The 15,838-nt window shown below is 43.7% G+C and carries 13 protein-coding genes; 1 reads left to right on the forward strand and 12 read right to left on the reverse strand.

Annotation, left to right across the window (positions count from 1 at the left end; genetic code table 11):
* Window positions 1–70: 70 nt before the first annotated feature.
* Window positions 71–640, reverse strand: a complete 570-nt coding sequence (locus NSQ52_RS15810) for a cob(I)yrinic acid a,c-diamide adenosyltransferase (RefSeq protein ID WP_342473554.1) — start codon at window positions 638–640, stop codon at window positions 71–73.
* 189 nt (window positions 641–829) lie between these two features.
* On the opposite strand from NSQ52_RS15810, the gene NSQ52_RS15815 reads away from it, so the two are divergent.
* A complete protein-coding gene (locus NSQ52_RS15815; protein ID WP_144679193.1) occupies window positions 830–1,576 on the forward strand; it encodes a 3-oxoacyl-ACP reductase family protein in 747 nt (248 codons plus the stop codon).
* Between the two features lie 233 nt (window positions 1,577–1,809).
* Here NSQ52_RS15815 and pdxA read toward each other — a convergent pair whose 3' ends face one another.
* The 11 genes from pdxA to NSQ52_RS15870 all read right to left on the reverse strand — a co-directional run bounded on the left by pdxA (window position 1,810) and on the right by NSQ52_RS15870 (window position 15,823).
* Window positions 1,810–2,814 carry a 4-hydroxythreonine-4-phosphate dehydrogenase PdxA gene (pdxA, locus tag NSQ52_RS15820; protein WP_342473555.1) on the reverse strand — a complete coding sequence of 335 codons (1,005 nt, stop codon included), beginning with the start codon at window positions 2,812–2,814 and terminating at the stop codon, window positions 1,810–1,812.
* Window positions 2,790–4,136, reverse strand: coding sequence for a four-carbon acid sugar kinase family protein (locus NSQ52_RS15825; RefSeq protein WP_138278990.1), 1,347 nt, complete (start codon window positions 4,134–4,136; stop codon window positions 2,790–2,792). Before NSQ52_RS15825 ends, pdxA begins: the two co-directional genes overlap by 25 nt.
* A gap of 25 nt (window positions 4,137–4,161) precedes the next feature.
* Entirely contained in the window at window positions 4,162–5,946 is a 1,785-nt protein-coding gene (locus tag NSQ52_RS15830) for a PrpR N-terminal domain-containing protein (protein ID WP_342473556.1), read from the reverse strand.
* Window positions 5,947–6,093: 147 nt separating this feature from the next.
* Entirely contained in the window at window positions 6,094–7,269 is a 1,176-nt protein-coding gene (locus NSQ52_RS15835) for an exo-alpha-sialidase (protein WP_008347099.1), read from the reverse strand.
* Entirely contained in the window at window positions 7,269–8,672 is a 1,404-nt protein-coding gene (locus NSQ52_RS15840) for a sodium:solute symporter family protein (protein ID WP_008347100.1), read from the reverse strand. Before NSQ52_RS15840 ends, NSQ52_RS15835 begins: the two co-directional genes overlap by 1 nt.
* Window positions 8,673–8,743: 71 nt before the next feature.
* Complete coding sequence (locus tag NSQ52_RS15845) at window positions 8,744–9,916, reverse strand: iron-containing alcohol dehydrogenase (protein ID WP_058336913.1); 1,173 nt, start codon at window positions 9,914–9,916, stop codon at window positions 8,744–8,746.
* A 4-nt stretch (window positions 9,917–9,920) separates the two neighbouring features.
* The gene (dapA, locus tag NSQ52_RS15850; RefSeq protein WP_096881842.1) at window positions 9,921–10,823 is read right to left on the reverse strand and encodes a 4-hydroxy-tetrahydrodipicolinate synthase; all 903 of its coding nucleotides are present in this window, start codon (window positions 10,821–10,823) and stop codon (window positions 9,921–9,923) included.
* Window positions 10,824–11,002: 179 nt separating this feature from the next.
* Window positions 11,003–12,289 (reverse strand): heme ABC transporter ATP-binding protein, encoded by a 1,287-nt coding sequence (locus NSQ52_RS15855; protein ID WP_342473559.1) that lies wholly within the window; start codon window positions 12,287–12,289, stop codon window positions 11,003–11,005.
* Window positions 12,286–13,344, reverse strand: a complete 1,059-nt coding sequence (locus NSQ52_RS15860) for an iron ABC transporter permease (RefSeq protein ID WP_259253436.1) — start codon at window positions 13,342–13,344, stop codon at window positions 12,286–12,288. The genes NSQ52_RS15855 and NSQ52_RS15860 overlap by 4 nt, the downstream gene beginning before the upstream one ends.
* Window positions 13,310–14,260, reverse strand: coding sequence for an ABC transporter substrate-binding protein (locus tag NSQ52_RS15865; protein ID WP_159145106.1), 951 nt, complete (start codon window positions 14,258–14,260; stop codon window positions 13,310–13,312). Before NSQ52_RS15865 ends, NSQ52_RS15860 begins: the two co-directional genes overlap by 35 nt.
* Window positions 14,261–14,431: 171 nt before the next feature.
* Complete coding sequence (locus NSQ52_RS15870) at window positions 14,432–15,823, reverse strand: glycoside hydrolase family 28 protein (RefSeq protein ID WP_039168216.1); 1,392 nt, start codon at window positions 15,821–15,823, stop codon at window positions 14,432–14,434.
* Window positions 15,824–15,838 lie beyond the last annotated feature (15 nt).

Consider the following 15,838-nt stretch of genomic DNA (forward strand, 5'->3'; position numbering starts at 1 on the left):
GTAGGACTGACAAAGAATGCGAGGGTTTGCCTACACGCTGAACACTCTTCGACTAGAAGAGTGCTTTTCCTCATTTAGAACGAAACACATCTGCACTTCGTTCATATTCAACATCCGCTTCACCAAGCCGATGATTCACAATACGGGCGGCAGCAAATAAATAGTCGGATAGACGGTTCACATATGTGAGCGTAACTGCTGGAATTTCCTCCTGCTTTGCGAGTGTCACAATATGCCGCTCGGCTCTCCTGACGACTGTTCGCGCTACATGTAAGAGGGCAGCACCTCCCTGGCCGCCAGGTAAAATAAATTTAGTCAGCGGTGCGGCTTCTTCTACATACACGTCCATTCGCTCTTCAAGGACTGTGACAGAATCTTCTTTTAACTTGCCTTCTTTCGGTGGTTTCACCGCTGCTAAATCACCGCCGCAGTCAAACAGTTCATGCTGAATGACCATCAGCTCAGATAGAATATCTTGAAACAATTCGCCATGCTGCCTTAAGTTTGCATGGGCTAGTCCAATCAAACTATTCGCCTCATCTAATGTACCGTACGCTTCTACCCTTGCGTCATCTTTATCAGCCCGCCCGCCAATCAAGCCTGTTTGACCTTGATCTCCTGTTTTTGTATAAAGTTTCATTGAGGTTCCCCCTTATCCATTGCTTGTTCCTTTTAGTATACCCTGAAGTGGAAAAGATGTATTTGTTTTATTATGAAACACTTTTATTCAAAACCTCTTCATTTCCACTTTATATGTTGAATGATGAAACATCACATTTTATAATAAATGAAAGCGCTTTTTAATTATGACAGATGGGTGGGATGATAGATGATTTTACAAAACAAAGTAGCAATCATTACAGGTGCAAGCAGAGGGATTGGCCGCGCCATTGCGGAGGCATTTGTCTCTGAAGGAGCTAAAGTGGTGCTGAACGGAACGAATGAAGTGCTATTGCAAGACGTTTGCTCCTCTCTGAATAAAGAAGAGACACGCGCTGTTTCTGTCGCTGGTGATGCTAGTTTACCAGCGACAGCTGCCTCCCTCGTTGAGAAGGCAAAAAACCATTTCGGACAGATTGATATATTGGTCAACAATGCTGGGATCAATTTGCGGAAATCAACAGTCGATACATCTGTTGATGAATGGAAAAGACTAATTGATATTAATTTGACGGGTACGTTTCTCATGTGTCAAGCAGTCATTCCTGACATGATCAAACAGCAAGGCGGGAAGATTGTCAACATGAGTTCAACTACTGGCAAAACCCCTCATCACAATGCATCACCCGCTTACGGCGTTTCAAAGGCAGGTATCAATTACTTAACGATGCATCTTGCCAAAGAATTAGCAGCACATCACATTCATGTAAATGCTGTCTGTCCTGGGCCAATTGAGACAGACATGAGCAAACAGTGGAGTGATGAATACCGTAGATCTGTTTTAGAAAGAATTCCTCTGAAAACAATTGGAACACCGCAGCAAGTCGCAAACGCCGTTACCTTTTTAGCCTCTGATCAGTCAGATTTCATCACAGGGGAAACCATCAATATGAATGGCGGAACGTATATGAACTAAAGAAAGAGCCCCATTGGAAGGCTCTCAGATTGTTGACAAAGGGTTAAAATGAACTTTATTTTAACCCTTTGTCTTCTTTTCAGCGTGATAGAAAACCTTTGCAGCCCTAGGAAGGACGAGCATCGGCGCGGAGCGAATTTGACATTCGTGAGCACCGAAGCGCAGGACTGACACCGAATGCGAGGGTTTGTCTACACGCTGAGAGCCTCCATTTGAAGGCTCTTTCTCTTTTACTATCGGTTCTCTCTCGTACCAGAAAGCATGATTGCCTGCCGAATGGCTTCTTCCATACTCGCAGAATCAGCCTTTCCTGTTCCTGCAATATCAAATGCCGTCCCATGATCGACACTTGTACGGATTATAGGCAATCCAACTGTAATGTTCACGCCTGATTCTAAGCCAAGCACCTTGATTGGTCCATGCCCTTGATCATGATACATCGCCACAACGATATCAAAGTCGCCTCTTGTCGCCCTAAAGAACAGTGTATCAGCTGGTAGCGGGCCAAATACTTGAACCCCTTCATCCTGCGCTCGTTCTACCGCTGGAATGATCTTCTCCTCTTCTTCTCCATTTCCAAACAGACCATTCTCCCCGGCATGCGGATTAATCCCGCACACAGCAATTCTAGGTGCAGGGATACCAGATCGAACGAGGGTATCATGAGCCAGTTTAATCGTTGTGTATACACGCTCAGGATTGATTTTTAAGATGGCATCCATTAATCCGATATGTGTCGTCACATGCACCACTTTTAAATTAGGAGCTGCCAGCATCATGGCATAATCGTCCGTACCTGTCAGGTCAGCTAAAATTTCTGTATGCCCTGGATACATATGACCAGCCTTATGAAGTGCTTCCTTGTTTAACGGCGCTGTACAAATGCCGTCAATTCTACGGTCATTCGCAAGTGTAATGGCTTTTTCAAGATATCGAAAAGCGGCATTCCCTGCTTCTTTTGAAATCTCTCCTACTGGAATATCGCTTGTTAATAGATGAAGATCAAGACAAGGAACGGCACCAGATTTTACTTGTTCCGCTTTCTCTGGTTCTTTAATACTGACAATCTCCACATCTGTATTCACAAAATCTTTCGCCCTATTTAATATATGGGTGTCTCCAATGACAAATAGAACGGCTTCTTCATGTAAACGACTTTGCTGGAAGGCTTTTAAAATAATTTCAGGACCAACCCCAGAAGCATCTCCCATCGTTACAGCAATGATTGGTTTTGCCATTCGTCTACCCCCTCTATGTTTTTCAACACTTCAACCGCATGGAGCACAGAATCTTTTTGACCATATGCCCCTGCTTTTGTGACCGCATATACACTCGTATCAACGAGCCGCCCAAGCGGGATGCCGGGTTCAATTTCTTTCAACAGCTGAATCCCGCCTGCTCCAAGCTCATGGCATATCGCACGCGCCGTATCTCCACCAGTTAAAAAAAGGCGTTTCATCCCTGTTAATTCAACAATGTCTTTTGTGATCTTACCAAGACAGACAGATAAGGTACTTCCTACTTCTTGTCTTGTCATACCATTCGCTTCACCGTATGCCAACATCTGTTCAACCATTTCTGGCCTTGCGTCTGTATAAAGGAGAATATCTTCATCCTGACGCATGAGCAGCTGATCCATGACTGATTTCCTTTCCCATGCTTCACGGCCGTTTAATACATTCAACGGGTTCACTTTCACCTCGAGACAATCGTGTTTTTCTCTTAAAAAAGCAAACTGCTCATTTGTTTTTTGAGAAGCACTTCCTGAAACGATGAGAACAGATTCATGCTTTTTTGCATGAGAAAGATTGCAGTGTTTCGCGACATAGGATGATAATGCGCCAGCGAGTCCGGCTGACCCGACCCAAAGCACTCTTTGATTGATCTTCATAAACAAATCAACGATCTGTGTTAAATCATTGTTCGTTTCTGCATCACACACAAACCATTGATGACCATGTTTTAATAAAGATGAAATGTCATGACTCGTTTCGTTTAGCTCTGAATAGACCGCTTGCTGCGAAAGATGTTTTGGCTTGATGTTTGTCTGCTCGTCAATTAAGTCTGAAATACTGGATGTCAGGACAGGCGTTTTTGGGTCCTTCGCTGCTTCTGATAGATGAACAGGCACACCCTCCACATAATGAATCCCATAGGCCGTAGATCTATTCGCATCGGGGTAAGCGGGGGCAATGACTGCCGCATCAAACCGGCCAAGATCCATTAGTGCCTGAAGCTCTACTCCTATATTTCCTCTTAACGTTGAATCTATTTTTTTAAAGAAAAGGTGCGAATCCCCTTGTAGAAACGGCTGAATCACTTGACTGACCTCATTATACGCTCTTTCAGAAGACATACTTCGTGAGTCTGTATCGACAATCAGTACATCTTCCTCCTTGTACCGGCTCATATCCTCAAGTGACGGCTGGAACAGCACAGAGGCTTTTAAACCGGCCTTCACAAATTGAACACCTGTATCACTTGCGCCTGTTAAATCATCAGCCACAATGATCACCTTTTGCTCTAAGTTCGCTCCTTTTTTTAATAGATCGTTTGTCATTTAGACACCTCGGTCTCATTGCATATTATTCCTTTAGCTTTCTCCACAGCGTCGTGCGGTTAATATTTAGCCGCTTTGCTGCTTTTGATTGATTCATATTTTCTTCTTCCAGCACCGTCCGAATGATTCGTCTTTCAATCTCGTCAAGCGTGCCATGTAAATAGCTGGACAGCTGTTTTTCTTCATTCTCAGAAGCAAGTTGCTCAATTGCCGGCTTTGCTTTACTCAACGTGATATATCCACTTTTTGTTGTCAGCACCAGTTCTTCCATAATCCGCTTGAACTGCCGGACATTTTCTCTAAATCGCTCGTTTTGAAAGGCGGCAATCACTTCTGCTGACAGCCCAACAACCTGCGTCCCATAAAGAGAATTTAATTCAGCTATAAATAACCGGCTCATATCCTCAATATCTTCTGCCCGTTCAGATAACGGCGGGACATGAATGACGAGCTCCTGCAAACACGTATATAGGTCTTCATGAAACGCCCCAGATTGCATCAATTTGAACAAATCAACTGTAGATGCAGCCATCCAGCGAATGTTCTGCTGATGATGAATAAGCTGCTCGGCCATGATGGACTGCATAGCCATTGGGACACGATCAATATCCTTCAGAAAGATCGTCCCTTTTTGATGCACCGGAATTATGTTTACATCATCTAATTCAGTCAAACGGCTGCAATGCACCGTCATAAAGCTCTCATTTTTCCTCTCGCTCATTTGGTGAATAGCAAAAGCAAGGCTTGATTTACCAGTTCCTTGTTCACCATAGAGACAAATCGATCGATCTGTTTGGCTGAACGCCTTTGCCCTTTTAATCACATCTTTCATATTTAAACTCTGCTCAGTAAAAAGAGCAAATGGATGTGCTGAATGAACAGGTGCAGCCAGCGTCCATATACGCTGCCCCTCCCTATTAATCACAGCAGAAGGCTTCTCAATCGTCAAAAGCAGCTCACCTTTAGATAATAAGCTTCCTTTGACATGCCACACTTGCTGCTGAAAGGAGATTTGAGAATATCCATTTTGTTTTCCTTCTCGAACCGCTTTTACTGCTGGTTCAAGCGCCGGGCACCAAGCCATCACATCAACATGAGACGTAAACGGTGCAAATAACCCTTTTTCTGTCCATTCTTTCATTTGTTGATTGATAAAATAAAGCTGATTGTGCTGATCAATGATCAGCATCCCTTTTGACTCCTGATCAATCATTTCACGAAAGAGGCGCTGCTCAGCTGTCGCCTCTTTATATAAACAGTACATTTGTTTTGCTTGATGAAACGCTTCTTTGACAGATTCACGTCCTGAGGTAATGAGCATGCTTTGCATCCCCAACTCCTTGGCCGCTTTATCTGTAATCACATCCCCCAGCACAACCTGTGTCCCTTGTTCCTGTAACTGCTGTAAAAGATCCCACACTTCTTCCTCTTGCTGTATCGTATAAATATCAATTTTGATCCCGTATAACTCTCCGATGGTGCGTACACCTTGTGTAATATTTTCAAATCCAACAACTGCTTTTTTCCCTTGGTAATCTTTAATCAGCGTGAGGGCACGAAGCAAGTCGTAGCCTGACACAGGGATATCCACCACTGGAATGTTGACGTGTTTTTGAATAAGCGCAGCTGTCCCCCCGCGGCTCATAATAATATCCATTCCTTGAGCCTCGGCCTGTTCTGCCAGTGCAACACCAGACCTAAGATCTCCGACTTCAAGCTGGAATGTGATGCTTTTTTCGTCTTTGGCAAGGTCGATTAATACATCGCCTAATCCTTTATACGGCGCAATACCTAATACTTTTATACTCATGAAAAGGACCCCCCATTTTTTATCTCTTCATCGTGAGACATACGTTGAGGGAGTCCAAATGTTAGCAAATTGAGACAACCCTCCAAACATCAATTATAAATGAAGAAAATGAGGGTTACAATTCACGGAAACACTGATCCCTTGCGGTTAAGACGTGTGATGAGTCCATTCTTCTTTCACACACACATACTTGATGGCCTGCCGGTAAAAAGTAAACGCAATGTGCAGACTACCATCTTTTCCTTCTGTGATGGATGGATAGGAATACTCTCGATTCAATTTGTCCTTTGAGTTGTTTGTCATGGCATATCCATCGCCAATTTCAAGGTTACGTCTGACGGGCCATGTCGCACCGTCATCCGTCGAGATGGCAAGTGTCATTGGCGCACGCGGTGTTCCCCAAAAGGCTGGACGCGCCTCTGTATCAACAGCCGTTCGTGTATCGCCTTCATCCTCAATCTCATCATACAAGGACGCTCTTCTTTCTGTTTGATCATCCGCATTGATATGGTTATAAACGAGGGCAAGATGACCATTATGGAGCACCGTAAATTGAATGGATGAGTTATTGTTTGGCAGCTCTGTTGCTCTTGGCTCAGACCATGTCCGTCCATGATCCACTGAACGGCTCATATAAATCGAATCAGCAAACCGGCTTCTAAAGAGGGCAAGCAGGGAACCATCCGCACATTTTCCGATATTCATATGAACACAGCCAGTACTGTTTGGCACAGTGACCTCTTCCCAGGTCTTCCCTTGATCTGAGGAAATCTTCACAGCACTGACATCACGGTTTCCTGTCCATTTTACGCCAGGAATCGTTTTACAATAGAACACCGGAAGGAGCCAATCATCATTATCCAATACAACAATAGGCTGTCGTATAAACGTCCCCGGCTGATCAAATAAAGTACCAATCTCTCCCCAAGTCTCTCCTCTATCCTCCGATAAACGATATCTCACAAGAGCTGTATCTTGATTGCCAGAAAGTTGTGCTGTATAAAGCAGCCACAGCCTGCCATCTTTCTCTTGAAAAAGAACTGGATTTTGTTCAGATCGTGTAGAATCATCAGACAGCTTCACAGCCTTCGTCCATTGATTACTTCCTTGCTTGAGCCTTGACATATAGATAGAGATATCAGGAATTCCTTCTTGCGTACCGCCAAACCATACACACAGCAAATCTCCATTATCCAGCTCGATGAGATTAGCCGCATGGTTTTGCACGCAATCTGTTGGTAGAAAGGCTTCTTTTCTTGCTGCGTCTTGTTCATTTTGTCGCAATTTTCCATCTATTTTGATCATGATGTCTTCATTTGTCATCATAATTCTCCTTTCAGTGATTGATCCTTTTTAGCTGGCGGGCTGATCCATCGATCCATCACCAGAACTAGGAAAGGAATGATAATGGCCACATACATATTATCGATTCCAAATGGATTATCGAGTAAATACCACACCGTCGTGGCGATGCCTGAAGCGGCAAGACCAATGGTTGCTCCTCTATTTGAATTAAAGTATGGCAAGTAAAAGCCCATTGCTGCTACAACTGCAATCGATGTTCGAAGTGCTCGTGTAAAAAAGGAAAGTGACAGCAACTCTGGTGCAAGTGCGACCCCCACAAGCGGCACAATCCCAACCATGACAGCTACATACCGAGTCACCTTCATACGCTGCTCTGGTGATGGTTTCTTTTTCGGTACATAAAAGTCATCAATAATCAACGTGGTTGTAGCAAGTGCAACCGTCGAGACACCAACAAAAATGGACGCGACAAGCGATGTTGCCACAATAGCGCTCAAAATCGGATTCATATGCTGTAAAAAGACAGGGAAAGCATAAATAGGGTCAATGTCTGGATACAAATAACGGGCTGAGACACCGATGATCCCGATCGCAATGGCAAGCGGCAAACAAAGGAGTGCTGCATACAGGGTCGATTTTTTCGCTTCTCGTTCACTTTTCGACGAGGTGATCGCTTGAATGATAAACTGCGTCGCAAAAATGGCACCCATATTTCCTATAAACCAAGCTCCAATCGTTCCCCAACCGATGGTCCCATCCCATGTAAAGAAATGGTCGGGTAATGTTTGTTTCATTGGCTCAAAGCCTTTTGTTAAATAAAGGGCTACCCCTAGTGTAATTAAAATCCCCGCATACTTCACAATTGAATGAAGGATCGTGACCCATGCAACCCCCTTCATTCCTCCGAAAGTAAAATAAAATGTACTCACAACCGCCGTGATGATGGCACAGGTCATTAAAGGAAGGCCAAGAATAGATGCAATGGCAGCTGAACCACTTAAATAGTTTCCTAGATTCACTAAGAGCAGGGCTGCAATCATAATGACAGAGACAACAAGCTTTGTTGATTTTCCAAATTTTTGATCAATAATACCTGAAATCGTGTATTGTCCTGTTCGATAAAACTTTCCCACTAAGAAAAAGGAAAAAATAAAAAAGGCAATAGCAACTGTGATAACAGACCATGAAGCGGAAAGCCCGTGTGTAAAAGCAGATTCAGCTGTTCCGACGGTTGACTTCGTCCCAATGAATTCACTCATTAACAAAATACCGACCACAATAGCTGGAAGTGACTTAGCGGCATTGTTAAATTCTGAGTTAGACTTACTACGGAAACGCATCGTCAGCCAGGTCGTAAACAGAATATAGAGAATAATGACGATTAAAATAAATGTGATGACAGAACTGCTTAAGACATTCACTTAAAATCCCCCTTTGTGTGCAAGCCGTATGAAGCAACTTCTCATGTCCCATCCCAGTGACGTATGAAGTGTTAAACGTGGAGCAGTTTCATGTAGACCTGTTCAATATCAGAGACAGACATCGGCTTCGGGTTGTTATCCATTAATCTCTTCACCTCCGAAGCAGCTTCAGCAAGTGCCGGCACATCTTCTTTTGACACACCGAAGGATTTGAGTTGTTGAGGAATGTGTAAATCCGCTGTCCACTCTTCAATTTGACGAATCACTTGCTCTGCAAGCGTATGCTTTGAGCCTTTCTCTTCGATCCCTATCACTCTAGCAATATCTTCAAGACGATCTTTGATATGGTCTGCATTAAACGCCGTAACATGAGGAAGCAGCATGGAATTGGCGACACCGTGTGAAATCTTGTATTTCCCCCCTAACGGATAAGCCATTGCATGAACAGCAGCGGTTCCAGCACTTGTGAGCGCCATCCCGCCATACATGGCACCAACCAGCATATCTTCCCTTGCTGTCATGTTATCCCCGTGATGATAGGCCTCCTGAATACTTCCTGAAATGAGCCTCATCGATTCGAGTGCAAACATATCACTAAATGGATTGGCTTTATTTGAAATATACGATTCAAGCGCATGCGTAAACGCATCCATCCCTGTAGCTGCGGTAATGGCTTTTGGCAATTTGAGTGTCAGTGCGGGATCTAAGATCACAAGATCAGGCAAAAGGTATGGGCTGACCATGCCAATTTTTAATTCTTTTTCCGGAAAGGTAACAATCGCGTTTGGTGTCACTTCTGATCCCGTACCTGAGGTTGTTGGAATGAGAATCGTTGGAACTCCTCTTTTTTTAACAAGGTTCGTGCCAACGAGATCAGAAATTGGCTGATCATTCGTCTTTAGAACAGCTAATATTTTGGCCGCATCCAGCACACTCCCGCCACCAATCCCAATAATGGCTTCATGCTCCCCTTTTAAAAATGTCTGGAATACGTCCTCGATATTTTCTTCCGTTGGTTCAGGCTTAATCTCTGTGCTGATCTCACTCGCAATCCCTTTTTTCGCAAGTTCTGTTTTGATTTGATCTGCGTAACCAAGAGATACGATGGATGGCTGCGTTAAAATAAAAATCGATCTCAACTTGCTAAGTCCTAATAGCTCTAGTTTCTCCCCAAGGAGCTCTAGAGAGTGGGCGCCAGAAACAATGTGTGATGCCGTTTGAAAGTGATAATGTGATATCGTCATCTCTTCACGACTCCTTTGCTGCTTTTGCTTGTATCCGATAATTCTCCATCATGTTCGCCACAGCTTCTAAAGCCTCGCCGGATAATGCTTTGACCGGGCTTTTTGGCGGACCTACAGGAATCCCTGAAAGTTCAGCTGCTTTTTTCAAAGGTGCTGGTAACGTTCCTAATGTGAATGTCGCTCTTAACGGCTGCAGCTGCTGCTGACATTGCTCACTTTGGTCAAGATTTCCTTGCTGAAACGATTCATAAATGCCAACGACGGTTTTGGGAAGCACATTTGCCGTTGCCGCCACTGCACCTGTTCCGCCTAGCTTCAATGTCTCTAAAATGAGGGAATCCGTTCCTGCAAGCACGACAAACTCTTCATCCTTTGTGACATCGAGATACGCTTTGATATTGGCAATATCTCCACTACTGTCTTTAATACCTAACACATTCGGTAGGACGCTGAGCCTTGCAACCGTCTCTGGCGCAAGTGACACACCTGTTCTTGATGGAATGTTATAAAGTAAAATGGGGATGGTCACATTCTCTGAAATATGACGAAAATGCTCATACAGCTCCTCTTGTGATGGCGCAACAAAATAAGGGGTGATAACCGACAAGACATCTACGCCTAAATCTGCGAACTTGTTTGACAGCTTAATGGTTGCATCAGTGCTATTCTCACCTGCTCCCATGTATACAGGCACCCTGCCGCCCGCAGCCTTTACAACAGTTTCAGCAATTTGAAGCTTTTCTTCCTCTGAAAACAAATGAAATTCGCCGTTTGTCCCTAAAGCAAAGATGCCGTGCACACCTGAGTTGATTAAATGATCAATGAGTTGCTTTGTCACTTCTGGATGAAAATGCTCTTCTTCTGTAAGCGGTGTCAAAATAGCTGGAATGATTCCCTGAATGTTCAAATGATCCTCCCCTTCCGGTTGTTGCATTTTTAAACAATTAATTATTAAAACGCTTTCATGATTCTTATTATAAAAGCAATATGATTTATTTAGCAACATCTTTTTCGTTTTTTTCAAATATTCAGTGGGTGACATAAGTAAATGTTGATGTTTTCAACAAAAAAAGTGAACCAACCGGTTCACTTTTTCATGGCATTCAATGTATGAAGAAGATGCTTCACTTTCAGTCTGACTCTTTCATGTAAATGAGCAGTATGCTCCTTTTCTTCTGCGTTGGCAGCAGCGATACAAAGATGATGTACCTGGATACTTGTCTCTTGTTTAATGAAGTGCATCAGCTCGCCCATCAGCTGGACAGACGCACCATCTGATATCGTTCCTTTCAGCACAAGCCAAACGGACAACTCTCCTTCTTGATGCATCCCGTAAAGAAGGACATCATCCTCGTCATCTTCAGCGGCGTATTGCTTCGGCCCATCAGATTGACCAAGAAATAAATTCCCTTCCCCATCATCCAGCATGTCATGGAGTGCTTCAGTTCCCGTGCCAAGGGACCGTGTCCAAAAGAAACCCCCGCTTTTCTCATGTGATGAAAGGATGCGCAATGGCTGATGAGTAGAAAATGTCATTCCGTTTGCGCCATATGTTTTCCACCCATCCGCTAAGTTCAGCCTTGAATGTTCAGAGATGGACGCAGGTTCAATTACCAGCTGAGGGTTTGCCCGCAGTGGATGTTGGAGAGGTGTTACATCTGTTTCATACACCCGGTTCACCCGTTCGGTGGTCAACACATGATGCGGTTCTCCCAGCATGTCCGTCTTTCCTTCATTCAGCAAAAGCAGGCGGTCACAATACAAACTGGCAATGTTCACATCATGAAACACACCGATCACCGTTAAGTTAGAGGAAACCGTCTCTTGTTTAATCAAATCGAGTAACTCTTTTTGATAAGCTAAATCAAGAAAACTGGTTGGTTCATCCAGCAATAAATAGTCAGGGCACTGAGCCAGCGCTTGAGCTAAGTAAACCCGCTGCTGTTCTCCACCGCTTAACTCATGGATGGATTGATCCTTAAATTGAGCAATATCTGTTTGGTCCATCACCATGCTGACAATCTCGATATCTTCTTTTGTAACAGATTGTAGCCACCCTTTCTGATAAGGATAACGCCCAAACTGGACCGTTTCTTCCACTGTAAATGAAAAGGCTTGATCGGTCTTCTGGGGAAGAACCGCCAATTTTTGCGCAAGTGCCTTTGGCCGGTAGGATTGAACTGGATGGCCACTTAGTGTTACTTGGCCGCTCTCAGGTGCTAAAATACCTGCGATCATTTTAAGTAGCGTCGTCTTACCGCTCCCATTCGGACCAAGGATGCCGAGGAATTCCCCTCGCTCCACTTCAAAACTCACGCCATGAATGACCTCTTTTTCACCATATCCTCCTCTAACTTCCTTCACTTGAATCATAGATGCGTCCCTCCTCTATATCTGCGGATGAGGATGATACCAAAGACAGGAGCACCAATTAACGCCGTAATGATGCCAATAGGCAATTCAGTCGGTTCAATGATCGTACGGGAGAGCACATCTGCTAAAACGAGAAAGGAAGCACCATTCAGCATCGACAAAGGCAGCAAATGACGATGATCCGTAATGGATAAAAGACGGATAAAATGTGGAATCACCAGTCCTACAAATCCGATCGTTCCTGACACAGCCACCGCACTTCCAGTCAGAATCGAACCAGCAAGCAACACCACATATTTGCTCCGTTTCACATGAACCCCTAACAGTTTTGCCTTTTCTTCGCCATATGTCATCACATTTAAATCTCTTCCCATCAAGATCAATGCAAATGTACCAATGAGGAAAAAAGGAAGGAAAAGAGCAATATATCGCCAGCCTCTCATAGACACACTGCCTAGAAGCCAATGAATAATCTCTTTTAAATCATCACCTGTTAACGCAATCATTAATGAAATGAGGGCTCCTAAAAAAGAGCTAAAGATGACCCCCGTCAAAATTAAAGAAGAAATGCTCATTCCTCGGTGAACCATACGGGCAAAAAAGAGGACGAGACATAGTGTGACAAGCGCTGTTGTCATACTCAAAAAAGGCAGTGTAAAACTGCCAAGCAAAGGAAACTGCAAACTGAAAAACAATGTGGCTACAGCCCCCACAGATGCTCCTTGAGATACCCCAAGTGTATAAGGGTCAGCGAGGGGATTTTTTAATAAACCTTGAAAGGCTGCACCAGATAACGCCAGAGCTGCTCCGACTAACGCCGCTAATATCACTCTCGGCAGCCGGATATTCATCATAATATTGCGGTCAATCGCATCAATGATTCCGGCCTGAATTCCAAATACTTCATGAACAAAAATCCGAAGTATAGAAGGAATGGGAATCCCTAAACTGCCAAATGAGATTCCCATTCCAATGCTCACCACAAGAAGTAAGACACTTGCTGTGTATGCGATGATGATTTTATTTGAACGTGTCAGGATAGATGCTTTTCGCAAGAGCCTCCACTCCTTCAACCAATCGCGGTCCCGGTCTTGATGCCAGATCCGTATTCAATTGAAAGACTTGTTTTTCTTTGACTGCTTTGATCGCCTTCCAGCCGTCTCTTTTTTTCAGATCAGCTAAACTTGCGCCATCAATCGTAACGATGGCATCAGGATTTCGTTTAATAATTGATTCTTCCGTCATTTGCACCCAGCCTGTTTGGTCGCCAGCAGCATTTTTTGCATGAATGACAGACAACATTTCGTCCATAAACGTTTGTTTACCTGTTGTATAAATTTCAGGCGCACCTGATACTTCGACAAAAACTGTTTTTTGTTTGTCTTTGGAGATGGATTCTGCTTGTTTTTTGATGTCATTCAGTTTTGATTTCATCTCGTCTACAAGCTTCGTTGATGCCTTTTTTACGCCAGCTGCTTCACCAATCATATTAATAGACTTATACACATCTTTGAAGGAAGCTGCATCATTAACAGTCAGCACTTGAATACCTGCATCTTCAAGCTGTTTAAATCCGTCTTTTGAACTCATTTGTGATGCATGTGCTAAGACAAGATCAGGTTTTAAGGAAATAACCTTCTCTACATTGAAATCAAGACCGCCAATCTTCTCCACCTTTTCTACTTCCTTTGGATAGTTGTCAAAGTCTGATCTACCAACGATTTTATCTCCAAGACCAAGGGCATAGGCAACCTCTGTATTACTTGGAATTAACGAAACAATTCGTTTAGGCTGTTCTTTGATTTCAACTGTTTTACCAGCTGCATCTTTGATGGATACAGGAAATGCCGCAGCCGCTGTCTCTTTAGGCTTTGAACTGTTTGTTTTTTGGTCCGTTTCCGCACCTGCACACCCTGCTAAAACACCGATCACAAGTAACAATGATAGCCAAATACCAGTTAACTTCTTCATCAATAAACCCCCTGCTTTATGTACTGCTTGACGTCATCTCTTTCGTCAATTCTTTTCTAATTTCGGGAATATTATACTACAGTGCAGATAGGTTGTATATGTGATTCCGAATACGTCTTGTCTGTCCTTATAAAAGAAAAACAGCCTTTGACGTGGCTGTTTTCACTTCCGCTATTGGTTGATATGTTCACCATTAATGACAACTTTCTGAAATGAAGGAGATACTGCATGTTCCAATGAAAGAGGGTACGTGACATCGTCAATGACACAGTCTTTCATTTTAAAGTGTGTGACCGGGGAATGTGAGTATGCGGCGATCTTCACGCCATATCGTCCCCCGCTGCTTTTTAACCCTTCTACTTCAATATGACGGACTACAGGCCTATGCGGACCGGCATCCCCTTCCTCATACATCATGTCGATACAGACCACCTCATGCTTTAAGCTTTTCACTAGATTGTTTTTAAAATAGATGTGTTCAATGGTACCGCCCCTGACAGAGTTGGTCTTAATGCGCAATGCCCTGTCGAGGTTCGGACTGTCCATGACATTATCCTCTGCATATACATACTTGACGCCTCCAGAGATTTCACTCCCGATCGTTACTCCGCCATGACCATCACGCATCGTATTTCTACGAATGACGATGTTTTCAGATGGAACACCGATTCTCCGGCCGTCCTCATTTCTGCCCGATTTAATGGCAATACAATCATCGCCATTATCAAAATAACAATCTTCAATGAGCACATGTCGGCACGACTCTGGATTCACACCATCTGTATTTGGGCCATGACCGATGATATTCACCCCACGGACGATGACGTTTTCACTTAACACCGGATGGACTTGCCACATCGGTGAATCCTTTACTGTTACTCCTTCAATGAGAATGTTTTGGCAATTGTATGGCTGGATAAAGCTTGATCTTAAATAATGGCCTTCGCCAAACACTCTTTCTTCCACTGGTATTCTTTTTTCAGCCATTTCAAAAAGAAGCTGACGATCCCGATCTTGAGAGGGTTGACCATTTGTTCCATACTTCCAAGGCCACCAGTGGTGTTCATCCCCTCTCCCGTCCAGCGTGCCTGCTCCTGTAATCGCGATGTTTTCCGCATGATGGGCATAAATAAGTGGTGAATAATTATAAAGCTCAATTCCTTCATATCTTGTTAGAACAAGGGGGAGATAATCACGTGTATCTTGGCTGAAGCTCACATAGGCGTTTTCATGAAGATGAAGCTCTACATTGCTTTTCAATTCTAGAGCGCCTGTCAAAAATGTCCCTTCAGGAATCAGCACACGCCCTCCTTTCAAACGATGTGCATCATCGATGGCAGACTGAATAGCATTTGTCGAAAGCTCTATCCCTTTGTTATCTGCACCATAATGAATGACATTGAATTCACGATCTGGGAACTTTGGCGCTTTTATCTGCTTTAACACCTGATCTATGCCATTTGTTTCTTTGTCTTTTTTCCCTTGCTTTGCTAAACGTGCGAGTCCAATTCCTGTTAGTACTGTTCCTGCTGTCACATACATCAAATTCCGTTTTTTAGACATTTCCTCATCCCCCAG

The sequence above is a fragment of the Bacillus sp. FSL W8-1141 genome (assembly GCF_038593205.1).
In the GTDB taxonomy this organism is placed as follows: Bacteria; Bacillota; Bacilli; order Bacillales; family Bacillaceae; genus Bacillus; species Bacillus altitudinis.

What these genes read in the sequence shown, in the direction of transcription:
- NSQ52_RS15810 (WP_342473554.1), bottom strand. Translation starts at nt 640, where the DNA reads ATGAAACTTTATACAAAAACAGGAGATCAAGGTCAAACAGGCTTGATT.
- NSQ52_RS15815 (WP_144679193.1), top strand. Translation starts at nt 830, where the DNA reads ATGATTTTACAAAACAAAGTAGCAATCATTACAGGTGCAAGCAGAGGG.
- pdxA (WP_342473555.1), bottom strand. Translation starts at nt 2,814, where the DNA reads ATGGCAAAACCAATCATTGCTGTAACGATGGGAGATGCTTCTGGGGTT.
- NSQ52_RS15825 (WP_138278990.1), bottom strand. Translation starts at nt 4,136, where the DNA reads ATGACAAACGATCTATTAAAAAAAGGAGCGAACTTAGAGCAAAAGGTG.
- NSQ52_RS15830 (WP_342473556.1), bottom strand. Translation starts at nt 5,946, where the DNA reads ATGAGTATAAAAGTATTAGGTATTGCGCCGTATAAAGGATTAGGCGAT.
- NSQ52_RS15835 (WP_008347099.1), bottom strand. Translation starts at nt 7,269, where the DNA reads ATGACAAATGAAGACATCATGATCAAAATAGATGGAAAATTGCGACAA.
- NSQ52_RS15845 (WP_058336913.1), bottom strand. Translation starts at nt 9,916, where the DNA reads ATGACGATATCACATTATCACTTTCAAACGGCATCACACATTGTTTCT.
- NSQ52_RS15855 (WP_342473559.1), bottom strand. Translation starts at nt 12,289, where the DNA reads ATGATTCAAGTGAAGGAAGTTAGAGGAGGATATGGTGAAAAAGAGGTC.
- NSQ52_RS15865 (WP_159145106.1), bottom strand. Translation starts at nt 14,260, where the DNA reads ATGAAGAAGTTAACTGGTATTTGGCTATCATTGTTACTTGTGATCGGT.
- NSQ52_RS15870 (WP_039168216.1), bottom strand. Translation starts at nt 15,823, where the DNA reads ATGTCTAAAAAACGGAATTTGATGTATGTGACAGCAGGAACAGTACTA.